This window comes from Alteromonas sp. ABV4_515 (assembly GCF_056160345.1).
In genome coordinates this window covers 676,116-700,701 of sequence record NZ_JBSWWZ010000001.1, presented here as the reverse complement: position 1 = coordinate 700,701, position 24,586 = coordinate 676,116, and the positions used below count along the sequence as shown (strand labels likewise).

The following is a 24,586-nucleotide window of genomic DNA, read 5'->3' as shown; positions in this document are numbered from 1 at the left end:
TTATTCCAAAAAAAGAATATTGCGAAATATTCCTTATAGAGTATATTTTGTATTATTCACTATAGCGAATACTGAGGTCTAGCCATGAAAGTGATTACACCAATGGATTTTGGACATTTCATTGCGTCAACACGCAAGGCAAAGCAGTGGTCGCAGGTCCAGTTAGCCCAAAGGATAGGTAAAGACCAGCGCTTTGTGTCAAAACTGGAGAAAGATCCTTCGAGCGTGGCGTTCGGTACGGTTATGTCAACGCTGACTACACTGGGTATTAAAATGGAACTAAATAACGACGCAAATACAGCAGGGCCATTAGGCAAAAGACAGGCTAATGATAGAAAGGGTACAGCTTTAGCTGGCAGAAAAAACTTCAAGAAACCTGCAATTGTTAGCTCCGAGCCGGGCGACAAAAGCTAGTGAGCAAGAAACGCAAGACTAACCTTTTGCATGTCGGCATTAACGGACGCCACGTGGGTACCTTTGAGCGCAAAGGTGGTACTCATGCGTTTAACTATGATCTTGAGTGGTTAAATAGTAAAGACAGTCATCCTATTAGTCTATCGATGCCACTGACTATGCAGCGGCATACCGGTGAGGCGGTGCGCTTTTATTTTGAAAATCTACTGCCAGATCACACCGACATACGAAAGCTGATTGTCGATAGAGTAGGAGCGTATTCTGTTGATGCCATGGATTTGCTCAATGAGATTGGGCGGGACTGTATAGGATCCTTGTCGCTGACCGCGGAGCCCGTTGACGGTATGACGCGCATGGAAATGCAACCGATGTCGGAACAGGAGGTCGCCGAACACCTGAGAAAAACGGCGCGGCGTAAAACGCTGGGTATGGATAACGATGATGTGTTCAGGATATCGCTAGCTGGGGCCCAAGAAAAAACGGCTCTGACGTATATCGATGGGAAGTGGCATAAGCCAATAGGTACAACACCGACTACACATATATTCAAATTACCTTTATCGGATCTCGGTAGCGGACTTAACTTCAATCACAGTGTGGATAATGAATGGTTCTGTTTACGGGTTCTTCATCATCTGGGCTTTCATGTTGCGCAAGCTGACATCCAAACCTTTGATGATCAAAAAGTACTCGTCGTTGAGCGCTTTGACAGGGCTTTTGGAGAAGATGGCAGATTGTATCGTCTTTCCCAGGAAGACATGTGTCAGGCGATCGGAAAGGGAGGGCAAGCCAAATACGAAAGCCAAGGTGGCCCTGGTGCAAAAGAAATATCGAATCTACTTCGTTTTAGTAATAACAGCGATGTAGATCCCTATGATTTCTTCCTGGCGCAGTATGTGTATTGGCTGATGATGGCTATTGATGGTCATGCCAAGAACTTTAGTGTGTACATTGATCACTCGGGATACTGGATGACACCGTTGTACGACATTATGTCGGTGCATCCAATGAAAGATCAATTTCGACGCCGACAGCTTAGGATGGCAATGCGCGTGCTATCTAAAAATAGTCACTATATTTGGTCGGATATTCAAAAGCGTCACTGGGTGTCACATGCTAAGAAAACAGTCCTGGACCCTGTCACGGCAATGGCGTATATGCAAGAAATTGATGCGACTCTCGATGATGCAATTAGTCTAGCTTTTGCTGATGCGGATGAGCAATTTGACCAGTCGACCGGCGAGAAGATTGCCGAAGGAATGCTTCTGGCAAAGACAAAACCATAGTACGCCTGCACTTTTCGCAAGGTTTGGCTATTCCCTTCACTAAACCCGCAATAACCGCCATTCATCTTTCACTTTTGAATGATTCATTGTTTATATTTCTGAAAATAACTATCATTTGCATTCTTTTTTAAAGGTTCGACTCGGAGTATCAATGAAGTCTCGTAAAAGTACGCTCGCGCTAATGATGAGTTTAGCCATGGCAAGCCACGTTGCTCAGGCGCAGATAACACAAGAAGACGTTGAAAAGGACGACGAAGTCGAACACATCACAGTAAGCAGTTCACAGGTAAAACTTAACGACAGTTTTGCTGGTGGTCAGGTTTCTCGCGGGGGCCGCGCCGGTATCCTGGGTAACCTGGATATGATGGACTCGCCTTTTAACAGCATTAACTTTACCGCCGATATTATTCGTGAGCAGCAGTCGCGCAGTGTGGCTGATGTACTGCAGAACGATCCGGTTGTGCGGGTAGCAAAGGGCTTCGGGAACTTCCAGGAATTGTATGTCATGCGCGGCCTGCCGGTGTATTCCGACGATATGACGTACAACGGACTATTCGGCATTTTGCCCCGTCAGTACGTGGCGGCTGAATTACTAGAGCGGGTTGAAGTATTCCGTGGTGCCAGTGCCTTTTTGAACGGCGCAGCACCGGGTGGTAGCGGCCTGGGTGGCTCGGTGAACATCGTGCCGAAAAGAGCCGGTGAAGAACCGCTGAACCGCTTTACTCTGGGCTATGAATCTCAAAACCATTTTGTTGGTGCGGTAGATGTAAGCCGTCGCTTCGGTGAAGAAGATAACAGTACTGGCGTACGAGTAAACCTGGTTCAACGCGGTGGCGAAACCAGCGTAGATAATCAGGATCGCGATTTAAGCGTGGCATCTGTGGGTATCGACCACGAAAGTGAGAAGGCACGGGTATCGCTGGATTTAGGCTATCAGGATCATCAGGTGGATGCGCCGCGTCCGGCCGTAACGCCATCTGGCGGTATTCCTGAAGCACCAGAAAGCGACACCAATTTCGCACAACCATGGACCTACACCAATGAACGCCAGTTGTTTGGTGCCGTACGTGGTGAATACGACTTTACCAATAGCATGACAGGTTGGGTTGCCTACGGCTTCAGAGAAGGCGAAGAAGATAACATTTTTGCTAATCCAACGGCGCAGGTGAGCGGCGAAAGCAGTGCATATCGCTTCGATAACGTACGCAATGACAGCATTCGTTCTGGTGAAGTGGGCCTGAACATCGAGTTTGAAACCGGTGAGGTTGCACACACACTAATCACATCGGCTTCTGTTTTCTCATTGTCATCTGAAAATGCCTACGCGTTCTCTAGTTTCGCTGGGTTCCCGGGCAATATTTATAATCCACAACCTGCAGAAATGCCGGCTGCTGACTTTTTCATAGGCGGGGAGCTGGATAATCCACTGGTTACCGAAGAAACCGATTTGTCGAGCGTGGCTATTGCCGATATGCTGTCACTGATGGACGGTAAATTACTGGTTACCCTGGGTGGCCGTTTCCAGAATATTGAAACTCAAACGTTCAACTATAACGATGGTTCATCGCTGTCTGCTTATGACGAATCTCAATTCACGCCAGTGGCTGGCGTGGTGTACAAGCCTTCTGAGCAATTGTCTTACTATGCCAACTACATCGAAGGTTTATTACCAGGCGAAGTAGCACCTGCCAGTAGCGGTGGTGAGCCTATCGATAACGCCGGTGAGGTATTCGACCCGTATCGTGCAGAACAAATCGAAGTGGGTGTGAAGTACGATGCCACTGACTTTGGTGGTGCATTCAGCGTGTTCAGTACCTCGAAGCAAACATCCGTGGTAAGAAATAACGTGTTTTCTACCGATGGTGAGCAGGAAAACCAGGGTGTTGAATTAAGTGTCTTTGGTATGCCGTCAGACAACCTGCGAGTGGTTGGCGGATTTACCTGGTTAGATGCTGAAATGACCAAAACCCAGGACGGCCTGCTGGACGGAAAAACCGCTATTGGTGTGCCTGACTTGCAAGTAAACGTGAATGTTGAGTGGGATGTGGTGGCATTACCAGGCTTAACACTGGATGCCCGCGCTGCGTATACGTCTGAGCAGTACGCCAGTGCAGACAACAGCCTGGAAGTGGATGCTTCAAACCGCTTCGACATCGGCGCCCGATACAGCTTTCTGGTTGGCTTAACCGATATTACCCTGCGTGCACGCATCGATAACGTTTTTGATAATAACTACTGGGCATCGGTTGGTGGCTACCCAGGCTCCAATTATCTGGTACTCAGTGAGCCGCGTACAGTTAAGTTATCTGCTTCAGTAAGCTTCTAACAGGCTCTCCATGATGTTATCTCTCGCTGCCTTTTCAGGCAGCGCTTTTGCTGTCGGACTGTTTTATTCAGCCTGGCGCTCTCATCAGCCCGCAACTGGGCGATTCATGAAGCTCTTTGCCGTAGCATTGATGGTCGCGAGCCTATGGCTATGGTGCAACCAACATGGCCCAGAGCTGGGTACTTGCTACGCCGTAGTGGCGCTTTCCCTGCAAGCCTGGACCTGGATTTTCCTCGCCAGACAACGTATCGACAAAGACATCAAACGCGTAATCTTACCCTTTGAATCTGGTCTGCAGTTGCCCAAATACAGTGATATGACCTTGCGGCTAGCAAAAGCGGCTGCGTGTATCTTCTTGTGTGCAATCAGTGCCATGCTGCTTACCGTGGTGTGGACTACAGCTTTGCCCATGGATAAGGTAGACCAAATTGCCCTTGGCATTTACACCATGCCATTGCTGTGGGGGGCGTTTGTTTACTGGCTGTGCGCCGACGATGCATGGTGGCGACCGGCTGTATCACTGAGTGTGATTGGCGTGTTGAATTATTTGCTGATTTATTATGTGTAGTATGAAAATTTCAATTTCTCCCAACGCCAATAAAAATGCACTGAAGAGCCATGCCTGGATTGGCTTGGCGGTGAGTGTGCTTATGTACTGGGTTTGCTTGTCTGGCGCGCTCTCTGTGTTTTCCCAGGAGCTGTTGCGCTGGGAACAGCCCCATATAGCCGACAACCTGGATTACTCACCTGAGACTATCCAGAAAGTCTATGAGCAGTTCTTGTCTATACAAGGTGGCACAACACAAGGCAATATCGTTGTGCGTCTACCCACCCAAGATCTCCCTCGCGCGCGTATCAGTGCCGACGATGAAGTGTGGAACATAGCCCCAGATGGCACGCTCAGTGAGCCGTCCAGTACCCCGATTACCGATCTCATTGTTGATTTACATGTGGCGCTGCACCTGCCCGAAGATACGGGCATGATAATTGTGAGTATGCTGGGTGCCATGTTAAGCGCGTTGATACTGTCCGGCATCGTCGCGCACCGGCGCATCTTTAAAGATGCCTTCCGTTTGCGAACCGGGAACAACGAGCAGTTAACTCAAGGGGATTTGCATAACCGAATGAGTGTTTGGGGTTTGCCTTTTCATTTGATGATTGCACTAACGGGTGTGTACTTCGGGCTAGCGTCGTTTATGACGTCGTTATATGCCGACACTTTATACGATGGCAACAAGATGGCCTTGTTTGCCGATATTTACGGCTCGCCCATTGAGGTAGAACCGCAGGCGGGAGTAGCTAATATCACCCGGGCGCTATCGGAGCTAGAACGCATTGCGCCGAACACCCAACCGATTTTTGTTACCCTGGAAAATGCGACCCGCGACAACCAATACATTCTGCTTAGTTCTCAGCATATGGATAAGTTGATTTACGCCGAGCAATATCGTTTCGATGCGCAAGGGAATTACATCAACAAAGTTGGCTATTCTGATGGCAAAGCCGGTCAGCAGGCCATTTTCTCTGTTTACCGCATCCACTTTGGTCACTTTGGCCCCGGGGCAATGAAAATTTTCTTCGGCCTCATGGGCTTTGCACTCACGATTATTTCTGTAACGGGCATAAATCTGTGGCTGGCGAAACGACAAAAACAAGACATGTTAAATCAGCTGTGGATGGGCATTGTGTGGGGAACGCCCATTGCGATGGCCGTAGCCGGTATCGCTTCGCTGGGTGTTGGCTTGCCCACAAAGCCCGTATTCTGGGTTGTATTAACCGCCGTACTGGCGGGTTCGCTGCTGCAAAAAGCGCTGGTTAAAACGCATTTGAATTTGCTGCAAATACTGACAGCACTGCTGGTCTTACTGCCGGTCACTCACTTCGCAGTGCACTACCCAGATGTACTGGTATTAAACTCACTGGTCATCGATGCCGCATTTGTGGTGTTTGCTGGTTGTGTGTGGCGCTATCGGATGTCTCGAATTCGCAAAGGCTGGATGAGCTAGGCCGGTCATTTCGCCTTGCTCGTCCACCGGCTAGCTATCTTTCATGAAGCCAACTCCTCAAGAAACCCCGGCAAATACATTCACCGTTAGCCTGCCATCAAAAGGAGAGTCAGACAGCGTTTGTGAACTGTCGATTAATCCAGAATGCAGAAGTGTGCCCGGATAAATCACCAGTCGGTTTGGCTTGTAGTCTATCTTGCCCATCAGGGTATATTCTTCGTTACTTCCATAAAAATAGGCTTGTGCGCGTGGGTTTCCATTGGAAGAGTATTCCTGCCGGGATTGTTCAAAAGCAGGCCAGCGTTCTGGCGTAATGTTTTCGAAACCGGTTGGATTGTGGCGATAAAACCCGGTGCCTTGAAAGCTCTGTGCGCTGGCATATAGCATGATGGCGAAGTCGGTGTGTCGCTGAGAATCGAAGTGTGGGACACATTGCAGAGGATGCAGCTTGTCGGGTGGGGTGCTGGCGATGCTTACCCAGGAACCCTGATCGGCTAAACCATCATAGCCAGATAGTCCGTAAGCCTGGCGGATAATACCACTGCTCATGGTCGTTAAGGCTTCTCGTAAAGCATCTGGGCAACGGGCGCGAACGCCCGGATAATAGGTGCTGGCTTCTTTGTCGAATGCGAGCTCATAAGCCATGCTCTGAACAGCAGAGATATCGACAAACACATCATCGACCAGCAAAACACGGGTTTTCTCATGGCCTATTTTCAACACATGCCAGCGTGCCCGGGAATTTAATGCGAGTGCGGATTCAGTCATGGTTAATCACCAGATAACCGTCGCGATACTGTTGCCCGGAACGTCAATCTGCCACAGTTTGTCATGCAGAGAGAAAGAGACGGTTTGCGTGCTGTCATTGGGATTTGTGATCACACTCACCACTGAGCCGTCAGGATTCTGAAAGGCGACATTTTCCATATGATTAATGGTTTCTGGTGAGGAGGCGATACGAACAGCACCCCGCCGAATGAATTTTGAAAATTGTCCGGTAAGCCAGTATTCCGGGGTTTTGTACCAACCTGCGCTGTTGCCTTTCTCCTGGATGAGCATGGTAGGGCCCACAACACCCAATTTGTTATACGGCCCCTGATTGGCTTCATCCACCTGTTGCGGCAGCATGGTAACCCAAGAAATATAGGCAGTAGACCAGTGACGAAAATGACGAATAACTGATTGGAAACCTCTGTTCAGGTTCGCATTGCCCACGCCCCACACGCTGCCTTCGGTGAATATCACGTCTTTTTGCGGATGGGCCTGATGCACACTGGCCATGGCCGAAGAGTCACCGGCGTAGTGATGAAATGCAGTGCCGTCGATATAGTGATACAGCCCCTTTTCAAGAAAGTCGTCTAGCTGTGCAACGGCTTGCTGCCAATAGTCAAAGTTATGGTCGAGAGTCCACAATTTCACATTCAGCTCTCTGCCATGATGCTGATTAACGTTATGGAAATTGTGATACACCGCAATCAGTAAATCCCGTTCTTGTTGCCATGACAACACCATCCCCGGATAAGCGGGTGGTTGAAACTGGCGCTCGTTCTGTAGCGTGAGTGCGTAAATGGGAATACCCTCTGCCGCATAAGCTTCAACAAACTCACGCAGATATTGGGCGTAAGCTTCGTAATACTCGGGCTTTAATGTGCCACCTTGAACCATGTTATTGTGCTCTCGCATCCAACGCGGTGGGCTCCATGGGCTTGCTACCAGTTTCACCGGATTATGGGTTTCCTTACCAACTTCCAAAGCCATTTGAAGCGTGTTTACAATTCCCAGCTCAATATTGCGCTGAATAGAAAACGCACTGTCAGCGGTATCTTGAAAACTGTACCAGCCTTTTTGGTTGTCAGGCGGCGTTTGTGCATGGGTGCCGTCGGAGAAATCTGAGGTACCAATGCTTATTCTGAAAAGATTCAGGCCAATGCCATTCACCGGGTCGATAAGTGCAGAAAGCAGGGCCTTTTGCTGTGCTGGGCTTTTATTTTTGCGGATGGCATAAACCGTGGAGTGCTCCAATGAGGCGCCTATGCCCAAAATGCGTTGATATTGCTGGTCTGGGTCAAGCACTATCAAGCTCTTCGCATCGGCATTACTGACTGCCTGAACAGGCAAATCATCGAGTCGGTGCGGCACCGCTTCTTCCGGCCAAGGCTCGCTATACCACTGCTTGTCATTGGGATGCCACTCGGTGGAAACCACGGCTTGAGGCGCTGAGTGGGTTGATGTATTTCCGCAGCTGACAGACAAACCGGCCACGGCAATGAATAGAAGCAATCGATACATAGTGAAAAAAGTCTCGGTTAAATAAAAAAAGCCGGTAAGCGCGCGTGACTTACCGGCAACAGGGCCAAACTAAAGGGCTAGTTTGTCGTAAACTCCATCCAGTTCAGGTTCCACGCGCCGCCTAGAGCGGTAAGTTGTAGTTCCTGATCGCCGGCTTCCAGCGTAACGGTGAGTGAAATGGTGGACCAGTTCTGCCAATCGCCGGTATCGGCCACCGCAATGCTGCCAATGCTGTTTCCATTCATTGTGAATGCAATGCCTTCAGAGCCGCCTGAACTGGCTACTCTCAGCGATAGTGTGTACTCGCCAGCTTCAGCAACCGACACGTTGTAGGTTAAGGTGTCGCCCGCATCGGTATAGCCCAGGTTCTGGCCACCACCTTCATCCTGCGTATCTTCTACCTCGAAGCCCGACTGACCGCTGAAGTGCTCAGCTTCAATGCGTCCTGGAATGGCGGCATAAAAGATTTCAGTGGCAACTTCGTTGGAGGCGTAACTTTCTTCACCATTGTCGGCGGTTACCATGTAGTAGTAAGTCACGCCTTCCGTGGTGGTATCGTCGAGGTACATTTCCGATTCCAGGCCTTCTGCAAGCAATTGATAGTTGCTGCCTGACGAGGTAGTGCGGTACACGTTGTAGGTTGCATCGCTCACCCCCATCCAAACCAGACTCATTCCAGCGTCAGTTTTTTCCAACGTGAGGGCCTCGGGGGCATCGGGAAAGTTAAAAATATCAGCCGGCTCATCAGACACCAATGCCTCATACACGCCTTGATTAATTTCATATTCCACCGTCGACATGCCTGCAAAATAGGCCTCGATGGTTTCTTTGGAATCGTTATTTAAATCGATTTTTGCCATCGCTGCGGCGCTGATGTCCTCGCCATTTATTGGTGGTTCAGGAAGTAGATAGATTTCTGCCCACATATCAGAGGAATTCACATCGGCAAAGGTGCCGCTGAGTAAATACGACTCGCCACCTTTGAGTTCAACGGCTTGATAAACACCGCCGTTTGAAAAGCCATCTGTTGCAGAAAGGCGCAGTACGTTTTCATCACCATTGGCGAAACCGAGCTCTACCGACAAGTTATCATCCTGAGGACTGGTATTCGTACCACTCCATTCGGTCCAGCCTGCATCGGTATCGAATGCGCTGTTTGTGAGGATGTTTTCACCGCTTGATTGTGCGGTGAGTTGCAGGTTGTCGAACTGCACATCATGCTGTCCACCCAAAGCACCCGATTTCACAATAAGATAAAACGTTTGATCGGTGTCTGTTGGGTTCACTATTTTCGCTGGGGTTTCACAGGCTTCGGCGAGGGTTGAATCCCAACCATCACAACTCCACGTGGTGGCTTTTGCCAGCAGACGCTCTCCTTTGTTGGTGACATAGCCCCAGGTGCCATTCCCCTGACCGCCGTTAGTGCTTAGTACCTTGTAAGACCAAGCGGTTCCAGCCCAACTCAGCTCGTTGTATCGGTCGAAGGTGGCACGGGTGATGGGACCGCCAAGCTCGCCTAAACCCGCCCAAGGTTGCATTTCACCTATCAGGAACGGGGTATCCAATTCGCGAATGCGGGCGTCCCATTCGCACACACCCGTAGTGCCATTTTGTCCGCAAGTCAGCCAGTCGCGATGCACGTCGTAGCCAATTTCACCCCAGCCGAAAATGCCCGGATAAAAGTGCATTTCAAACGCAACATTGTTCATGCCGGCGTCTTCAGGATCGCCGTAAGCATCAATGCCGCTGTTGTGCCCAGGTAAAATAACCACGTGACTGGTATCGACTTCGCGAATGGCGGTATAGAGCTCGGTTACGTTTGCCGCCAGCGTTTCGGCATCCGTGCCCCAGGGTTCGTTCAGTACGCCGTAACCGGCAATGGCGGGCTCATCTTTGTAGCGCTCAGCAATCTGCTGCCATAGCCAGCGGGTGCGGGCCTGATTGTCTGCTGCATTGGGGCCATCCCAATATTCATTTTTACCTGCGCAACCGCTGTGATGTTCCCAGCCCTGGGCGCCCGCCGCACCGTGTAAATCCAGTACTACCCACATATTGCGGGATTTCGCTTCTTCGATGGCGTAATCCAGGTATTGCCATGCGTCATCGCGAAGCGTCATTGGGTTGTTGGCGTCTTCAATAAGCTGGTAAGGGAAAGGCAATCGGATGAGATTGAATCCAGCTTCCTGCATGATGTCCCAGTCTCGCGTAGTAATGAAATTGTCGCGGTACACGTCCATCAATCGGGCTTTTTCATCGGTACCGAAGCGTTCTTCCAGTTTTGCCTCAAAGGTACATTGGTCTTCAATGCCTTCACCCACAGGGTTATCGCCACTGTCGAGCATCCACATTTCCAGCATCAGCCAGTTGCCGAGATTCACCCCACGAAGAGAAACGATTTCGCCCTGGGCATTCATCCAGCGTTCGCGATCTTGCTTTAACAGGCTGTATTGCTCAGCGCCGGTTGTGGGTTTAGGTGGGGCAAAGTCGTATACCGTTACACCATTATTGCTGTCAGCATCACTGGCTTCGTCCAGGCCGCCACAGCCAACTAAATTGAGTGCCAGGCCACTCATAGCAATCAATTGTGCGAGTTTGGTAAGCGTAAACTTATTCTGTTTATGGGTTGTTTTCACCGGTTCTCTCCGAATAGCTCCATTGGGTTTGTCGATGCGCTTGATTCAACAAGTTTGCAACAATCAGTTAACCAAAATCTGTCGCAGGAAGATTCCGCATCGGCGCGAAAAGGCCAATCAGAACGTTCTGATTAAGGTCAGAACGCGATTTTCGAATGAAAAATAGGCAGAACCTTTTGTGGTTTGGGCGAAAAAGGTTAGCGGTTAAGGGATTGCATGAGCAGGCTGCGAAGTTGCCGTGCCTGGTTGTCATCGAGTTCTCCCAGCATGCCTTTGGCTGCGGTAGGAATATGTGAAAAACGCTCGCTGTCGTTGCTGAATATGTAGTGAGCGAACATGTTCTGCCAAATCCGCTTTTCGTGTTCTGGTAGGCTGGCGATGCTTAGCAACGCATGTTGCAGTGCATGAATGGGCGCATCTGCAAAAGCCGGTGTGGTGCGCCACCAATAATTTACTAACATATTGAACGGTGCCGTGGCTTCTACCTCATGCCACCACATACTGGGAATAAATAACGCGTCACCCGGTGTCAGCGTGGCAATTTGTGCTTGTGCGAGTGCTTCACTGAAAGCAGGGAAGCGCTGGTGGTCGATGTGGTGCAAGTCAACCAGGCTCACTGGCTGGCCTGAGGGAGTAAACTCCAGCGGACCGACATAAAGGTTGTTAGTTTGTGAGGGGGGAAAAAGGGTAAACTGTCGTGCTCCTGCCACACAGCAAGCAATGTTGAGGGGCAAATCCTGATGAATCGCTACCCGAGACTGATTGCCTACCCACAAACCATTGCGTACTTGAGAAGCCGGGATGGGAACAGGTAGATTTAGCGTACTGAAATTCGGCAAATAATGTTGCAAATGGGTGCCGCCGATGAACATGGCGGGCGGCGATGTGAGGTCCGCGGATTCAATGAGTTTTGTGAGGATGAGATCAAGACCGGCGGCCACCTTTTCGAAATTAAAGCCGCTCATATCGTGATTGTAAAAGAAACGACCTTTCACTTCGGGTTCGGCAAAGAAGAACCCCAATGGCTCGCCGGTGTAGTATTCAAGCAAGTGATCGCAGAGTGCCTGTGCACTTTGTTGTGCGAGGGTGACTGCAGGCCAATGACTGACATAGTTACTCAGTTTCACCGGCTGCTGGCTGGCAAGTAGCCAGTCTGGAAGTGGCGCGCCCGGGGCCAATGACACTTCCTGACAGTGCGGTAAATTGTGGCGATTACTCACTTTGTCGGGCCCGTTTTTTGTCGATAAGTTCGGCAAAATTAGCCTGACTGGCTAACACGAAATGAATTAACGCCAGCATGCCGGTTTTGTGTAAATGCAGCACTTGTGCGTCGGTTAGCGTGCGTAACTTATCTTCGTTTATCGTGTAATAACCATTGAGGCGGTGTTTACTGTCGTTACCCATGTCCACGTCGAGATAGAAACTTTCCAGTAATTCGTATTCGGTGAGCGTATTCATGAAAGCGCGGGTTTCCTGTTCTCTTTCTTGGATCGCCGACAGAATATCTGTCACTTTTTGTAAGTGAGCACTGTGTCCACCGTGGGCTAAGAACAGCGGTTCTCCTTCGGTGTGACTAAGTTTGGGACTATCGGTGTCGACCAATAAAACCGTTTGGCGCTCTCCATCGTCGTTGGCTGGGTGTTGACCAATTAAAAACGGCTGACGCTGTACCATAAGCGGAATATAGCTGGCGTCCCAACCAAACTGGTTTACATACAAGTTTTCGTTTTGCTCTAATCCTAGTAAAACAACAGCATGAAATTGTTGCTTATCGTCTTTATAAAACACAATCGGGTATTCATGCTGCAAGCTTCTAAATTCAAACGGCAGCGCTAACGCAATCATCAGCGACTCGGTGTTCTGGCTGTTATGAACCGGATTTATTTTTAGATCTTTGTGCGTAACGTTGTTCAGTACTACGGGGTTAGGCATGGTATTACCTCGTTAAACAGTAGGTTAAAACGCAAAAAAGCTGCACGAAGAGCGGGATGGTTGGGAATGCTCTTCGTGCAGCGCTGGGCTCATTGCTATGGCTTAAAAGGTGTAACGCATACCGAGGTTATAGCGCGGCGATGATTGTCTGAGGTTAATCAGCATTTGTTCATGTCGGCCGTGCTGGCGCTGGTACTCGTTGGTCAGGTTAATGCCTTCCGCAAAAACGGTAAGGTTTTCGGTAACGTCGTAACTCATGTTTACGTCCCACTGGCCGTATGCCTCGGTGTAAACTGGGTTGTCGCCAGAACCATCCCCAATCCAGGCAAGGAATTTGTCTCGCCAGTTATAGGCAACACGAATAGACAGCTTATCGTTCTCGTAAAAAGCGATGAAGTTTGCCGAGTCGCTCAAGCCGGTAAGGGCATATTGCGGCTCCATCGACGCGTTGTCGTAGTAGAGGTCGCCGTCAACCATGGTGCCGTTCACGTTCACGCCAAATCCAGAGTCCCAGAACATGTGCTGAATCGCTACTTCCCAGCCATTCACGTTGTTATCGCGCTGGTTAAAGGGAATATTGATTTCGAACTGAGCCAGGTCGTCTTCCGGGCTGGCGTCAATCACCACGTCGCCGTGCTCGTTTAGGTACACATTCGGATCGCTGTCGAGATAGTTATCCAGAATGTACTGACGAATTTCAGCGTTGCCAGTGAAGCCGGCGGCTCGTGCTGCATCAGCCCTTGGCCCTTGTGCCGGGTTGCGCAGATCAAACGCCGTTTCGGTTATGGTGCGACGGCCGACAAAGTTGGTTACGTCTTTATTGAACCAGCCCACTGCGGCGTAGCTGGCTTCGTCGTAATACCATTCCAGCGATAAGTCGTAGTTGGTGGATTCCAATGGCAATAGGGCGGGGTTGCCCCGTGAACCACTACCTTGAATGGTAGTAATTTGTCCGCCCAGGGTTTTACCACCCTGCATATCGCCGTAACTTGGGCGGGAAATGGTTTTACTGAATGAAGCCCGGGCAACCAAATCGTCTGTCAGATCAACTTTAAAGTCGATGCTAGGTAGCCAATTACTGTATTCACCGTATTCATCGGTAAAAACCGATTCGCCCGTGGGCTGCAGTACTAATTCATTGGTGCTGCTCCAGGAAATACCGTCGTAGCTAGGTACCAATGCTGATGCATGGGTTTTGGTTTTCTCGTACCGCACACCGGTGATGATTTCTGCCGGCATGTCGCCAATATCGAATACCAGATTAGCTTGCACATAAGCGGCCTGCATTTTTTCATCAGTATACCGGTCTGTGGTGTAATTGGTGCCGCCACAGAAGCGTGGGCCACAAGGCCACTCAATATCATTCTCGTTGTAAAAGTTGGCTGCGGTAAACTCGGCAATTTGTTCGAAGTCCCAATCGATATAGTAAGGTTCTAAATCGGGGTCACTATGCCCTGGAATATTGTCAAACATATCGCCAAGTGAGCGCTGGGTGAACCAGCTGTCTTCCCAGTCTTCGGGCTCGCCCACACCGCTCCAGGTGCCGCGTGTTGCGCTGGCATATTTAGAGTGATTATTGGTTTCTGTTTGTGAAATACCAAAATCAATACTCTCAATAATGCCGGCGTCAAAATAATACTTACCACTGGCCTGAATTTGCTCTAGATCGGTGCGCTCGTGGTTGTTTCCGAAGTTACTCCCTGCGCCAATCATGTCTTCTGGCTCAAATCCATCAACGCCTTCAGGATATTCGATGCTGAGCACAGGTAATACCTGAGAAAAATCCACCGTCGTACGGATACGGTTGTTGGAAATCATTGCCAGTGAACCCCAGCTACCGTATGGGCTGTTTGGTTCATGTTTAGCCGAGGCGTCGTGATAATCCAGTTCTACCATCAGGTTATCATTCACCTGATACTCAAGATTAAGACCCACTGAGTTATTGGTATTTTTAGTGGAGGAGAATCCTCTACCAGAGTTAATGCCAGTACCCGCACCACGAGCGGCATCCGCGCTGAAGTTATCGGTATCCTGATATTGGATGGGATAAGAGATACCTTCTTCATTGGGATCTGACCACACCATGGTCGCATTGTTGTAGTTGAACGAGAACCAGGTCGACATATCGGTGAGCTCTCGGTCGATACTGCGCTCTGAGTAGGTGTAGTCCAAACGGGTTTTCAGTTTGTCGGTAGCCTGATATTCCAACGTAAGCTGGCCATTCACCCGGGTGCGATACGCTTCATTAAACTGGTACACCAGGTTCTGAGGTACAGCGTAAGTCACGCCATCGGCAGGCTTATTCAGATACGAATTATCAGGGTCTTCTGCGGGAAGATTACCCCAGCCGCCTTCATCCTGACCGGATATAAACGAACGCCAACCCGAGGCAACCGAGGCATTGCTGTTGCCGCTGTCACGCTTTTGGTAGCTGCCGGTTAGTGCGATGCCGAATTTATCGTCCATGAAGGTTTCAGAGTATAGACCGGAAAGTTCCGGTGTCCACTTGTCGCCTTTCTGCGTGGAGTCGTCATTCACGGCTTTAAAGCCAAACGTTGCCTGCCGGCCTGGGTTTGCCAGCGGTCGGGGAGTGATAATGTTTACTGTGCCACCAAGGCCGCCAGTCGCGATAGAAGCGCGTCCGGTTTTATATACTTCTACTGTACTCACCCCTTCAGATGCCAAATCGGCAAAGTCAAAAGAGCGGGTTGGGGTTGGCATTTGTCTGCCGTTTAGCAGTACTAGGTTGCGGTCGGCACCGAATCCGCGAATGGTGACGCGGCTACCTTCACCGTCAGAACGGTCTATAGAAACACCGGTAATCCTTTGCAGTGACTCGGCCAGGTTGGTGTCGGGGAATTTCCCGATATCTTCTGCTGATATGGCTTCGACGATACCATCCGCTGAGCGTTTCAAATCCATGGCGCGAATCATACTGCCACGAATACCACTGACTTCAATAACCTCAACGGCATCGTCAGTGTCTGCTTCCTGAGCGTGTGTGCTGGTGATCATCGCCGAACCTAAAATCAGCGATACCGAAAGGGCAATCCTGTTTTTATTAAAGGGGCGAGTTTTCATTATTTTCTCCCTGCGTAAGCCTATGTGTTGTGCCCGTGTTGCACTCAATTTTTAAACCTTTCATTAACATTTTTGAAAAGCATGGCGGAGAGTACGCTTGCGCAAAAAATAAGTCGTTTTAATGGTGAAAAATCCGCGAATACGAACGTTCTGATCAGGGAATAGAACGTTCTTTTTTCAATATTGCTAAGCCCGGGTCTTTAAATACACATGGTGGGGAGGGAGGTGGTTGACTGTGCGATCAACGTTCCCTTTGATATGACTAAGAAATTCCTTGAGTTCCTGTTCACTCATCATATCTGCAATGGGATGATAGCCCTCGGGTAATAAACCCTGACCAATCATTACTTGTTGCCAGGAATCATCGAATAGCTCATTGGCTTTTCGGTGGATTTGACCGCTTTCTCGGAAAATTTGTAGGCGCTGAGCGAGCGTTTCCGGTATATCCATGTGTCGGCAATGTCGCCAGAATGCGGAATCAGTTCGCGCTGTCACGTGATAGTGAAGAATAATAAAATCGCGAATATGCTCGATTTCATCCACACTTTGACGGTTAAACTCATCCACGATGGCTGGCCTGATTTCGTCGTGGGGAAACATTCTGAGAAGCCGCACAATACCCTGCTGAATAAGGTGGATGCTGGTCGATTCAAGGGGCTCGATAAAACCGCTGGCCAGGCCTAACGATACGCAATTACGGTTCCATTGTTTTATGCGTCTGCCTGGCCGGAACTTAATCACCCGCGGCGGGTTAAGAGGTGCGCCATCAATATTGTCAGTAAGCCGCGTGATCGCATCGCGCTCAGAAAGATACTTACTACAAAATACTAAGCCGTTACCCACTCGTGTTTGTAGTGGTATGCGCCATTGCCAGCCATCTTTATGGGCGATACTGCGGGTATAGGGCAACGGTAAGCTAACACTTTCTGTTTGCACGGCAACGGCACTGTCGCAAAGCAACCAATGCGACCATTCTTCGTAGCCTGTGTGTAGGGTTTCTTCGATTAGTAAGCCACGAAACCCGGTGCAATCAATGAATAAGTCCCCTTCTATTTTTTCTCCATTATCCAATTGCAGATGACGGATGTAGCCATTGTCTTCTCGCGTTGCCACTTGTGCTATTCGGGCATCGAATCGTCTGATCCCAGCTTGCTCGGCGAGGTTGCGCAGGAACATCGCGTATTTACTGGCATCCAAGTGATAGGCGTAGTTAAGGCCGTTTTGAGGTAAATGCGCAAATTTTCCCTGTTCTGCAGCAACACGCTCTAAACAGTATGCGCCGAAGTCATCGCTTAGGCCCAGCTGCCTCCCTCTTGTCCAGAAATGTTGGAATCCGGCTGCCCAGCAATCTTTTCCCGTTGCGCCAAAGGCATGCAAGTAGGCGTCGCTGGTGGTTTTCCAGTTTTCAAAATTGATCCCAAGTTTGAAGGTGGCATTGGTGGCGGCCATAAAGGATTTTTCGTCAATTTTCAGCAGGCGATGAAAGAACGTTAGCGTTGGGATGGTGGCTTCGCCCACACCAACTGTACCAATGTCACTGCTTTCTATCAGGGTAACCTCTACCCGATTATGTAATAAGCGAGAAAGGGCTGCTGCTGCCATCCAGCCTGCAGTGCCTCCGCCGGCGATAACAACGCGCTGTTTCTTATTATTGTTCATGGTGTTTACCTGAAGTTACTGCAACTTGTGTTAATTGACTGAGAAGTGCCCGGTTGCCTGGCAATCCGGCCAGATACTGTTGAAGCAATTTATGCTGCTCTTGTTGTTTAAAGGTTTGCTGTTGGTGATGTTGAAGGGCGCCGACAGAATGCTGGAAATCCGTTGTAAACCCCATGCCATAAAGCACATAGAGGTAACTGGCTGCGGGAAATATTTCCTCTCGAAAGCTAAAGTCAGCAGCACTGGGCGAACGGGTTTTCCATAACGTCAGCCAGTCACACAGCTGTTCTGAGCAGTCACTCATGTTGGTTACTTTTCGCCAATATTCGCTGTCTCTGCGTTCGCTTAACACATAATGCAGCTTGAGGAAGTCGACTATACGCGGCCATTTAGTACTGAATTCCCGATTAAATTGTCGCGCTGCGGCCGGCAGTTGATAATGGTATCGGGGAAGACGTTCAGCGAGGTGCGAGGCGGCTAACTCTGTCATGACCAGCGCAGAGGCTTCAAGGGGTTCGAGAAAGCCCGAAGCGGTACCAATAGCAATACAGTTTTGTATCCAGGGGCGTTGGCGATAGCCAGGTTGAAAACGAAACAGGCGGGCTTGTTGCGCAATGTCATCCCTTGATTTAGGTGCTAAAGCGCTATCCGCTAAAATGTATTTTTGCAGCGCATTAATGGCGTCATCTTCAGAGCTGTATTCGCTACTAAAAACATGACCAACGCCGCGCCGGTTTGTTAGCGCAATGTCCCAAATCCAGCCGTTTGCTTGTGCCGTAGAGCGAGTAACCGATGGGATGTCTGTATTGCTTTGTGTATAGGCGCATTGCAAAGCGACAGCGCTATCGTTAGGCAGTTGTGCCTTACAAGATAAAAGCGGCTCTCCAAAATGCTCGCCAATTAATCGTGCTGAAAAGCCGCTGCAGTCTACAAATAAATCGCCTTTGATCTGTTTGCCAGATTTCAACGTCAGTCCCTGTATGGCGTTGCCTGGCGCAGCAATAATACGCTCGACATGATCAACAACATGGGTGACACCCAATTTTGAAATGGCGTGAATTTTCAGTAGTTGTGCAAACTGGCTGGCATCCAGGTGATAACCGTAATTCAATACACCGGCAAAAGGCGGCGTTTCTACCTGCTTGGGCGCCAGGAAATGATCGCAAACCGTACTTTGGGTGGTAACCGCATGGGCGAAACTGGACTGGCTCGCTTCTCGCTGCCACCATGCTGCGCAATCGGTGTCAAAGTAATTAAAAGGCAGGCTGAAAGGATGGTAATACTCGTCGTTGCTGTTGCCCGTCCGCCACTGGCGAAAGTGTGTTCCCTGTTTGAATGAGGCGTGACATGCGTGAAGAAAAGTGACCTCGTCGATGCCTATTTTTTGTAGGGTACCACGCATCGTGGGCCAGGTACCTTCGCCAACACCAAGTAAGGGGACATCCGGAGACTCAACGAGTGTAACTTGTATATCGGCGCTGTGTTGTGCGGCCAACAATGCGGCGGTAAGCCAGCCTGCACTGCCTCCGCCAACAATAACAACCGATGTAATTTGGGTGGTGTCCTGCATCTTACTTCCCTAAAACTGCTGCACAGTGTCAGGGGAGTGATTCAGTTACACTTATTCCTTAGCTATGCACTTTGCCTGGCCAGCCTGAGTTTGCATTCACTGCGATACTGACTCGGCGTTTTATTAAATTTTTTCTTAAACAGCGTGTTGTACACCGACTTGCTGTTGAATCCGGCATCGTAAAAAATATTGGTGATGCTTTTGTCATTTTCTGCCGGATCTTCAAGCATCCTGCGGGCTTCCTGGATGCGATAATTGTTGATGAACTCGTAAAAATTCACTTCGTAGTGCCGGTTTATGGCGTTTGAAAGTTCCTTCACCGGAATATCCAGCTTCTCTGCCAGCCGCTCAAAAGAGAGGTTCTGGTTCAGATAGGGCCGCTCCGTTTCCATGGTGCTTTCAAGGCGTTCAATAACGGCTTCACTTACCGGCTCTTTATTTACGGTTTTTACTTTTATTGGCTGTGTTCTCAGGAAATGAGACGCCGCCATAAAAATTACTGCGTTGAACAACACGAACTGCATGTAATACGATGCCAGCCCAATGAACTCCACCAGTTCGTAGTAAGGGAACCCGTACATAGCGTGATATACCTTGATACCGCTTAGCATGGTTTCCCAAGCCATGATGCCCGCAAGTACCATCAACACTTTTGGTAGCCAGTCTGGAATATTAAATCGCTCTTTTACTTGCTCATCGGCCCTGCTTACCACTGCCACGGCATAAAGACTAAAGCCGACCCGGGCGATTTTGGCGATTAAGTCCACAAACACGTAATCAAAGTCGGCAAAACTGTAATTTCTGATCAGTGTGACCTTGGTCTCGTGGGGCAGAGCGTAAAAATGCAGATAGATAAATATTCCAAATATCAGCACCGGTAATAGCAACGCACTGTGCCATCGCTGCAACGTAAATTTCTTTTGTGTGATGGCGCATGCAAAAAGAAACAGCAAAGGGCCATCGAGCCAGTATGCAAAGTTAAGCGTAAAAAAGTAGTTTGGTGAAGATTCAAGTACCCAGTACCTCACTGAGCTTCCCCAAAGCACAAGTTCATGCAGTGCAATACAGGCGTGCACAACAAAAAATGCGATTAGCAAACTGGTAGGGAAGCTGCCTTTGGCGCGATTAAATCCAATGTAAATCGCTACCGCCAGACATTCGAAAGCGATAAGGAGAAGCACCAAATCATGCAGGTTGAAGAGCGTTTTATCCATGACTCTCTGATTATGACTGTTGTAATAATATTGTTAATAAGTCATAGGGATAGTAACGAGTGCCTGTTACTAAATCAATCGATAAAAGTGCCTTCAGGCGTTTAACCGAACGTTCGGTTGCACGATGTGGCGAGTAGTTTCCCTGCTTTCAGACTTATGCCCCTGTCAGTTGTACTAACGTCTTGCCAGGTGAATAAAAAACGAGAATTCAGTTGGTTACAAGTTCGTACCGGGATCAGAACGTTCGGATAAGCGTTTAGGCGCAGAATGAAGCGAACCTTAAATCTGCAAATGCAATCGTATCAGTGAGTTACGGTAATAGGAGAGAATAAAGGGAGTGGTGATAAAAGTTACAATTATGTTGCATTTATTGTGTTTTTCGGTGAGGGCGTATGCAGGCCAGTGACGTTGTTGGCAACATCACCGGCCCAATTTCAATGCTATTTTAAGTGCATCAGAACTGATATTTCACGCTTACGCTGTAGTTAACTGGCGAGCCTGGCATGGTCCATAATGCATGATAAGAATTCTCGAAATATTCCTCATCAAACAGGTTGTTCACATCAAGCTTCACCGATAGCTGATTGGTGAGGTTTACCGAACCTGACAAATTCACCAACGTGTAAGACGGCAGAATGTAGTCTGGGTCGGTGGTTTGTCCAAGGCGGTCGCCCACGTAACGCACTGTTACACCAACGAAGGCGTCTTTCGCCATGACTTCGGTATAGTGGTTCAGCGAGATAAAGCCCGAGTGCTTAGCAATGTTTATTAGTCGGGAACCTTTTGGGATCGGCACGCCCCAGTCAAGATTGTTCACTTCGTTTGCGGTTTTTGCGTCGGTATACGCGTAGGACACATCAATACGAGTGGACGCGGTTAAATCGGTTGTCATCTGGAACTCGACGCCCTGACTTTCAACTTCACCCAAGGTGGCGGAGAAACCCGTATTCGGTTCTGCTGTTAGCATGTTAGTTTTTTCGGCGTTGAAGATTGCCAGACTACCGGAAAACATGTCGGCGACATTTTCCCATTTTGCCCCCACTTCATACGACGTGGTTTCTTCCGGGTCAAAGGCATTTCTGTCGGAATCCAGACCTGGATTCGGACGGAAGCCTTCGGCATAGCTGGTATACAAATTCAGATTTTCGGTAACTTCGTAGGTAAAGCCAAAACGTGGGGTAAACGCGGTCTGATCCTGCTTCTGCGGCTCTGGCGTTTCGGCGAGGAAGTTAGTAATTTCCTGCTCGAACTTATCTACACGGAAGCCTATCAATAAGGTAGCTTTTTCGGTGAGTTCAATTAAGTCTTGTGCATAAAAACCAAGACCTTGCTGCTCTTCAGCCGTAAGCGTGGTGGGAGATACTTCTGGCCGGAAAATAGTGTAATCCGGGTTGTTCGGATCAATGCTGTAAGTGGTATCGCCAGCACCCCAGGCCGTGCGCCATCTGCGATAGTCTGTGTCGATATCGTAGTTGTAATAGTCCAGACCGAACAGCACATTGTTCACTAAGCTACCGGTACTGAACTCGCCGCTTAGCTCCAATCGCAGAGATAAATCCTGCGCTTCGTAATCTCGGGTACGGCGTTGTCTGGATAAAATATTCGGATCAGTAAACAACAGCTGACGACCGCTAGACAGCTCGGTATCAGAAGACTGACCTTTCATCGAAGAGTCGCGGAATGCGACACCACTCAGCAGGTGCCAATCGGGATTCAGTTCATGGTTAAGTACTAACTGGTGTCCAAACGCTTTCACTTCATGGGCGCCGTCGCGGATGTCGCCATAGAAGCTTTCAGGTTCAACGGCATCAAAGTCGCCGTTAAATACAAAAACGCCTCGATCCAGTGGTTTTTCCTGGTCGAGAATCTCCATCTGATAGCTCATGCTGGTGGCTTCAGAGATATTCCAGATGAAAGACGGATTAATGTTCAGATTTTTGAAGAATACATGGTCTCTGTAGGTGTCCGAATCTTCATAGGAACCGTTCAGGCGGTACGCCATGTCGTTGTTAAGGGCATTGGTGTAATCGAACTCAACTTGCTTTTTATTGTAGTTTCCAACGGTACCTTGCACGTAACCTTGTTCTTCAAACTGCGGCTTTTTCGTGATCACGTTAATCGTGCCGCCGGGTTCTCCCTGGCCGTATAACGCAGAGCCAGGACCTTTCATCACTTCGATAGTTTGAATATTAACCGTGCTGCGATTGCCGCTGTAGCCGCGGGTATTAAATCCGTTGATCAGGTAGCCAGTAGGGTTGTTCTCATCACCAGAAAAACCGCGCACGGCAAAACTATCAAACAAACCGCCCGAAGCGTTTTGTCGAACGATAGTAGGGCTAAAATCAAGTGCGTCGAGAAATCGGGTAATACCTTCATTATTCAGCGTTTCCGCGCTTATGCGGTCGATTGCCTGTGGTGTGTCGATAAGCGGCACGTTACCGCGATAGGGCTGGTAGTGCTTTTTTACTTCAACGTGCTCGATGTCATCGTTTTTTTGTGAAGTGCTCTGTGAAGTGTTTTGTTGCGCCGCTACGCTGGTTGATACGGCGAGTAATGAAAGTAAAAACTGCTTTTTCATATATTAAGTTTATCTTAGCCAGGGAATGAACGGCGAAAGATGTTATAACATCACATAATTGGGGGCAAGTGCAAAACAAGTCTGGGTTTAGTGGTCGGCTCACAGCGCTAATTCGATTTCGATAAACAGTGAAAATCTCATCAAGTGTTCACTTAATCGTCATGGTCCGGTCATATTTTGCTCCCAACATGACTGTCGAAAAAATATTAAGGAGACAGAGCATGGGCGTGAATATGTGGCAACTGCTGTTGGTATTGCTAGTGGTTATTTTGCTGTTCGGTCGGGGTCGCATTCCTACACTGATGGGCGATGTCGCGGCAGGCATTCGCAACTTCAAGCAGGGCATAAAAGACGAAGAAAACGCTACGCTGGCAACCAATCAGAATGCGGAAAAAGCCACAGCCGGTATCGATGAAATAAACACGCAACCCGCTTCGGTAGAGCAAAAAAATGCTTGATTTGAGTTGGACCGAACTGTTCTTCGTGGCTGTGTTGGCCCTTATTATCATTGGGCCAAAAGACTTACCTGAAATGTTCCAGTTGTTCGGTCGATTCACTGCCAAGATCAAGCGGATGTATGCTGACATGCAAGGCAGCATGAACCAGCTCACAAAAGAAGTGAACATTGTGAACGGAAAAGCGCAGCCTGGTGATGAAAGCTGGAAAGCCTTTCTGCCCGAGGAAATAAGAAACTTACCGACGGATTACACGCCGGGTTCAATGACCGCAGAGCAACATGCAGAGCGTCGTAGCAGAATTGACGATGCACGCAGGCAGGCTGAAGAAGCGCGCGCTGCGAAGGAGTCGGGCAATGAATGACGAACAGATCAATAAGTCTACGGCTCCCTTACTCAACCACCTCATCGAGCTTCGCACGCGACTGCTTTATTGTCTGGCGTTTTTTATGGTGATGTTCGGTTTGGGTTACTATTTCTCTGCTGACATTTATCACTTCTTGCAGCAGCCTCTACTTGAGCAATTCGGTGCAAACAGCCAACGCCGTATGATCTATACGGGGCTACAAGAAGCCTTTTTCACCTATCTGAAGCTGGCCTTTTTTACTGCTCTATTTTTCTCCATACCGCTTATTCTCATTCAGATATGGCGATTTCTTGCGCCTGGTATGTATGCCCACGAGAAAAAGAGCTTTATGCCGCTTTTCCTGATGACACCTGTATTATTTATTGCCGGTGCAGCGCTCGCCTTTTACGTGGTTATGCCCATGGCGTGGCAGTTCTTTATGAGTTTTGAAACTGCCGGCGGCAATGAGGCAATCAGAGTCGAACTTGAAGCGAAAGTGAGCGAATACCTTTCACTGGTGATTAAACTGATTCTGGCATTCGGATTGAGCTTTGAACTACCTGTATTTCTACTCATTTTGGCAAAAACTGGCATTGTGACTGCGCAGACGCTGCGGCACTACCGACGTCATGCCATCGTGATGATTTTCCTGGTGGCCGCGTTTATAACGCCGCCGGATTTAATATCGCAAATAGCACTGGGCACACCCATCGTGCTGCTTTATGAAATCTCAGTTTATCTGGTGTCGCTCACCGAGAAAAAAGCCGCAGAAAATGAAACAGTAACTGCGTAGCTAA

At 49.0% G+C, this 24,586-nt stretch carries 18 protein-coding genes; 8 read left to right on the top strand and 10 right to left on the bottom strand.

Going from position 1 to position 24,586, the window contains the following annotated elements; all coding sequences use genetic code 11:
• Positions 1–84 precede the first annotated feature (84 nt).
• From ACXAGX_RS02970 to ACXAGX_RS02950, 5 genes are all read left to right on the top strand, one after another.
• The gene (locus tag ACXAGX_RS02970; protein WP_474836494.1) at positions 85–414 is read left to right on the top strand and encodes a helix-turn-helix domain-containing protein; all 330 of its coding nucleotides are present in this window, start codon (positions 85–87) and stop codon (positions 412–414) included.
• Positions 414–1,700, top strand: coding sequence for a type II toxin-antitoxin system HipA family toxin (locus ACXAGX_RS02965; protein ID WP_474836492.1), 1,287 nt, complete (start codon positions 414–416; stop codon positions 1,698–1,700). The genes ACXAGX_RS02970 and ACXAGX_RS02965 overlap by 1 nt, the downstream gene beginning before the upstream one ends.
• Positions 1,701–1,851: 151 nt before the next feature.
• Positions 1,852–4,026: a TonB-dependent receptor gene (locus ACXAGX_RS02960; RefSeq protein WP_474818791.1), complete on the top strand. Its 2,175-nt coding sequence runs from the start codon at positions 1,852–1,854 to the stop codon at positions 4,024–4,026.
• 10 nt (positions 4,027–4,036) lie between these two features.
• Positions 4,037–4,594: a hypothetical protein gene (locus ACXAGX_RS02955; protein ID WP_474836490.1), complete on the top strand. Its 558-nt coding sequence runs from the start codon at positions 4,037–4,039 to the stop codon at positions 4,592–4,594.
• 1 nt (position 4,595) lies between these two features.
• Positions 4,596–6,032, top strand: a complete 1,437-nt coding sequence (locus ACXAGX_RS02950) for a PepSY-associated TM helix domain-containing protein (RefSeq protein WP_474836488.1) — start codon at positions 4,596–4,598, stop codon at positions 6,030–6,032.
• A gap of 57 nt (positions 6,033–6,089) precedes the next feature.
• Here ACXAGX_RS02950 and ACXAGX_RS02945 read toward each other — a convergent pair whose 3' ends face one another.
• The 10 genes from ACXAGX_RS02945 to ACXAGX_RS02900 all read right to left on the bottom strand — a co-directional run bounded on the left by ACXAGX_RS02945 (position 6,090) and on the right by ACXAGX_RS02900 (position 22,988).
• The gene (locus ACXAGX_RS02945; RefSeq protein WP_474836486.1) at positions 6,090–6,800 is read right to left on the bottom strand and encodes a DUF6445 family protein; all 711 of its coding nucleotides are present in this window, start codon (positions 6,798–6,800) and stop codon (positions 6,090–6,092) included.
• A gap of 6 nt (positions 6,801–6,806) precedes the next feature.
• Positions 6,807–8,321: a glycoside hydrolase family 30 protein gene (locus tag ACXAGX_RS02940; RefSeq protein WP_474836484.1), complete on the bottom strand. Its 1,515-nt coding sequence runs from the start codon at positions 8,319–8,321 to the stop codon at positions 6,807–6,809.
• A gap of 77 nt (positions 8,322–8,398) precedes the next feature.
• Positions 8,399–10,954 carry a carbohydrate-binding protein gene (locus ACXAGX_RS02935; RefSeq protein ID WP_474836482.1) on the bottom strand — a complete coding sequence of 852 codons (2,556 nt, stop codon included), beginning with the start codon at positions 10,952–10,954 and terminating at the stop codon, positions 8,399–8,401.
• Between the two features lie 197 nt (positions 10,955–11,151).
• The gene (locus ACXAGX_RS02930) at positions 11,152–12,174 is read right to left on the bottom strand and encodes a cupin-like domain-containing protein (protein WP_474836481.1); all 1,023 of its coding nucleotides are present in this window, start codon (positions 12,172–12,174) and stop codon (positions 11,152–11,154) included.
• Positions 12,167–12,886, bottom strand: a complete 720-nt coding sequence (locus ACXAGX_RS02925) for a SapC family protein (RefSeq protein WP_474836479.1) — start codon at positions 12,884–12,886, stop codon at positions 12,167–12,169. Before ACXAGX_RS02925 ends, ACXAGX_RS02930 begins: the two co-directional genes overlap by 8 nt.
• 102 nt (positions 12,887–12,988) lie before the next feature.
• Positions 12,989–15,967: a TonB-dependent receptor gene (locus ACXAGX_RS02920; protein WP_474836477.1), complete on the bottom strand. Its 2,979-nt coding sequence runs from the start codon at positions 15,965–15,967 to the stop codon at positions 12,989–12,991.
• A gap of 186 nt (positions 15,968–16,153) precedes the next feature.
• A complete protein-coding gene (locus ACXAGX_RS02915) occupies positions 16,154–17,626 on the bottom strand; it encodes a tryptophan halogenase family protein (RefSeq protein WP_474818800.1) in 1,473 nt (490 codons plus the stop codon).
• On the bottom strand, positions 17,616–19,196 hold the full coding sequence (locus ACXAGX_RS02910; RefSeq protein WP_474836475.1) for a tryptophan halogenase family protein: 1,581 nt from the start codon (positions 19,194–19,196) through the stop codon (positions 17,616–17,618). The genes ACXAGX_RS02915 and ACXAGX_RS02910 overlap by 11 nt, the downstream gene beginning before the upstream one ends.
• A 62-nt stretch (positions 19,197–19,258) precedes the next feature.
• Positions 19,259–20,410 (bottom strand): helix-turn-helix domain-containing protein, encoded by a 1,152-nt coding sequence (locus ACXAGX_RS02905; RefSeq protein WP_474836473.1) that lies wholly within the window; start codon positions 20,408–20,410, stop codon positions 19,259–19,261.
• 454 nt (positions 20,411–20,864) lie between these two features.
• Positions 20,865–22,988 carry a TonB-dependent siderophore receptor gene (locus ACXAGX_RS02900; RefSeq protein ID WP_474836471.1) on the bottom strand — a complete coding sequence of 708 codons (2,124 nt, stop codon included), beginning with the start codon at positions 22,986–22,988 and terminating at the stop codon, positions 20,865–20,867.
• Between the two features lie 221 nt (positions 22,989–23,209).
• Here ACXAGX_RS02900 and tatA point away from each other — a divergent pair, with 221 nt between their 5' ends.
• The 3 genes from tatA to tatC are packed head-to-tail and all read left to right on the top strand — an operon-like array spanning position 23,210 to position 24,582.
• Positions 23,210–23,446, top strand: a complete 237-nt coding sequence (tatA, locus tag ACXAGX_RS02895; RefSeq protein WP_474818804.1) for a twin-arginine translocase TatA/TatE family subunit — start codon at positions 23,210–23,212, stop codon at positions 23,444–23,446.
• The gene (locus ACXAGX_RS02890; RefSeq protein WP_474818805.1) at positions 23,439–23,807 is read left to right on the top strand and encodes a Sec-independent protein translocase subunit TatA/TatB; all 369 of its coding nucleotides are present in this window, start codon (positions 23,439–23,441) and stop codon (positions 23,805–23,807) included. Before tatA ends, ACXAGX_RS02890 begins: the two co-directional genes overlap by 8 nt.
• On the top strand, positions 23,800–24,582 hold the full coding sequence (tatC, locus tag ACXAGX_RS02885) for a twin-arginine translocase subunit TatC (protein ID WP_474818806.1): 783 nt from the start codon (positions 23,800–23,802) through the stop codon (positions 24,580–24,582). The genes ACXAGX_RS02890 and tatC overlap by 8 nt, the downstream gene beginning before the upstream one ends.
• Positions 24,583–24,586: the final 4 nt, after the last annotated feature.

Bases quoted from the DNA above. Each gene is read 5' to 3' on its own strand.
- ACXAGX_RS02970 (WP_474836494.1), top strand. From the start codon at position 85: ATGAAAGTGATTACACCAATGGATTTTGGACATTTCATTGCGTCAACA.
- ACXAGX_RS02960 (WP_474818791.1), top strand. From the start codon at position 1,852: ATGAAGTCTCGTAAAAGTACGCTCGCGCTAATGATGAGTTTAGCCATG.
- ACXAGX_RS02955 (WP_474836490.1), top strand. From the start codon at position 4,037: ATGATGTTATCTCTCGCTGCCTTTTCAGGCAGCGCTTTTGCTGTCGGA.
- ACXAGX_RS02950 (WP_474836488.1), top strand. From the start codon at position 4,596: ATGAAAATTTCAATTTCTCCCAACGCCAATAAAAATGCACTGAAGAGC.
- ACXAGX_RS02945 (WP_474836486.1), bottom strand. From the start codon at position 6,800: ATGACTGAATCCGCACTCGCATTAAATTCCCGGGCACGCTGGCATGTG.
- ACXAGX_RS02940 (WP_474836484.1), bottom strand. From the start codon at position 8,321: ATGTATCGATTGCTTCTATTCATTGCCGTGGCCGGTTTGTCTGTCAGC.
- ACXAGX_RS02925 (WP_474836479.1), bottom strand. From the start codon at position 12,886: ATGCCTAACCCCGTAGTACTGAACAACGTTACGCACAAAGATCTAAAA.
- ACXAGX_RS02920 (WP_474836477.1), bottom strand. From the start codon at position 15,967: ATGAAAACTCGCCCCTTTAATAAAAACAGGATTGCCCTTTCGGTATCG.
- ACXAGX_RS02915 (WP_474818800.1), bottom strand. From the start codon at position 17,626: ATGAACAATAATAAGAAACAGCGCGTTGTTATCGCCGGCGGAGGCACT.
- ACXAGX_RS02910 (WP_474836475.1), bottom strand. From the start codon at position 19,196: ATGCAGGACACCACCCAAATTACATCGGTTGTTATTGTTGGCGGAGGC.
- ACXAGX_RS02905 (WP_474836473.1), bottom strand. From the start codon at position 20,410: ATGGATAAAACGCTCTTCAACCTGCATGATTTGGTGCTTCTCCTTATC.
- ACXAGX_RS02900 (WP_474836471.1), bottom strand. From the start codon at position 22,988: ATGAAAAAGCAGTTTTTACTTTCATTACTCGCCGTATCAACCAGCGTA.
- tatA (WP_474818804.1), top strand. From the start codon at position 23,210: ATGGGCGTGAATATGTGGCAACTGCTGTTGGTATTGCTAGTGGTTATT.
- ACXAGX_RS02890 (WP_474818805.1), top strand. From the start codon at position 23,439: ATGCTTGATTTGAGTTGGACCGAACTGTTCTTCGTGGCTGTGTTGGCC.
- tatC (WP_474818806.1), top strand. From the start codon at position 23,800: ATGAATGACGAACAGATCAATAAGTCTACGGCTCCCTTACTCAACCAC.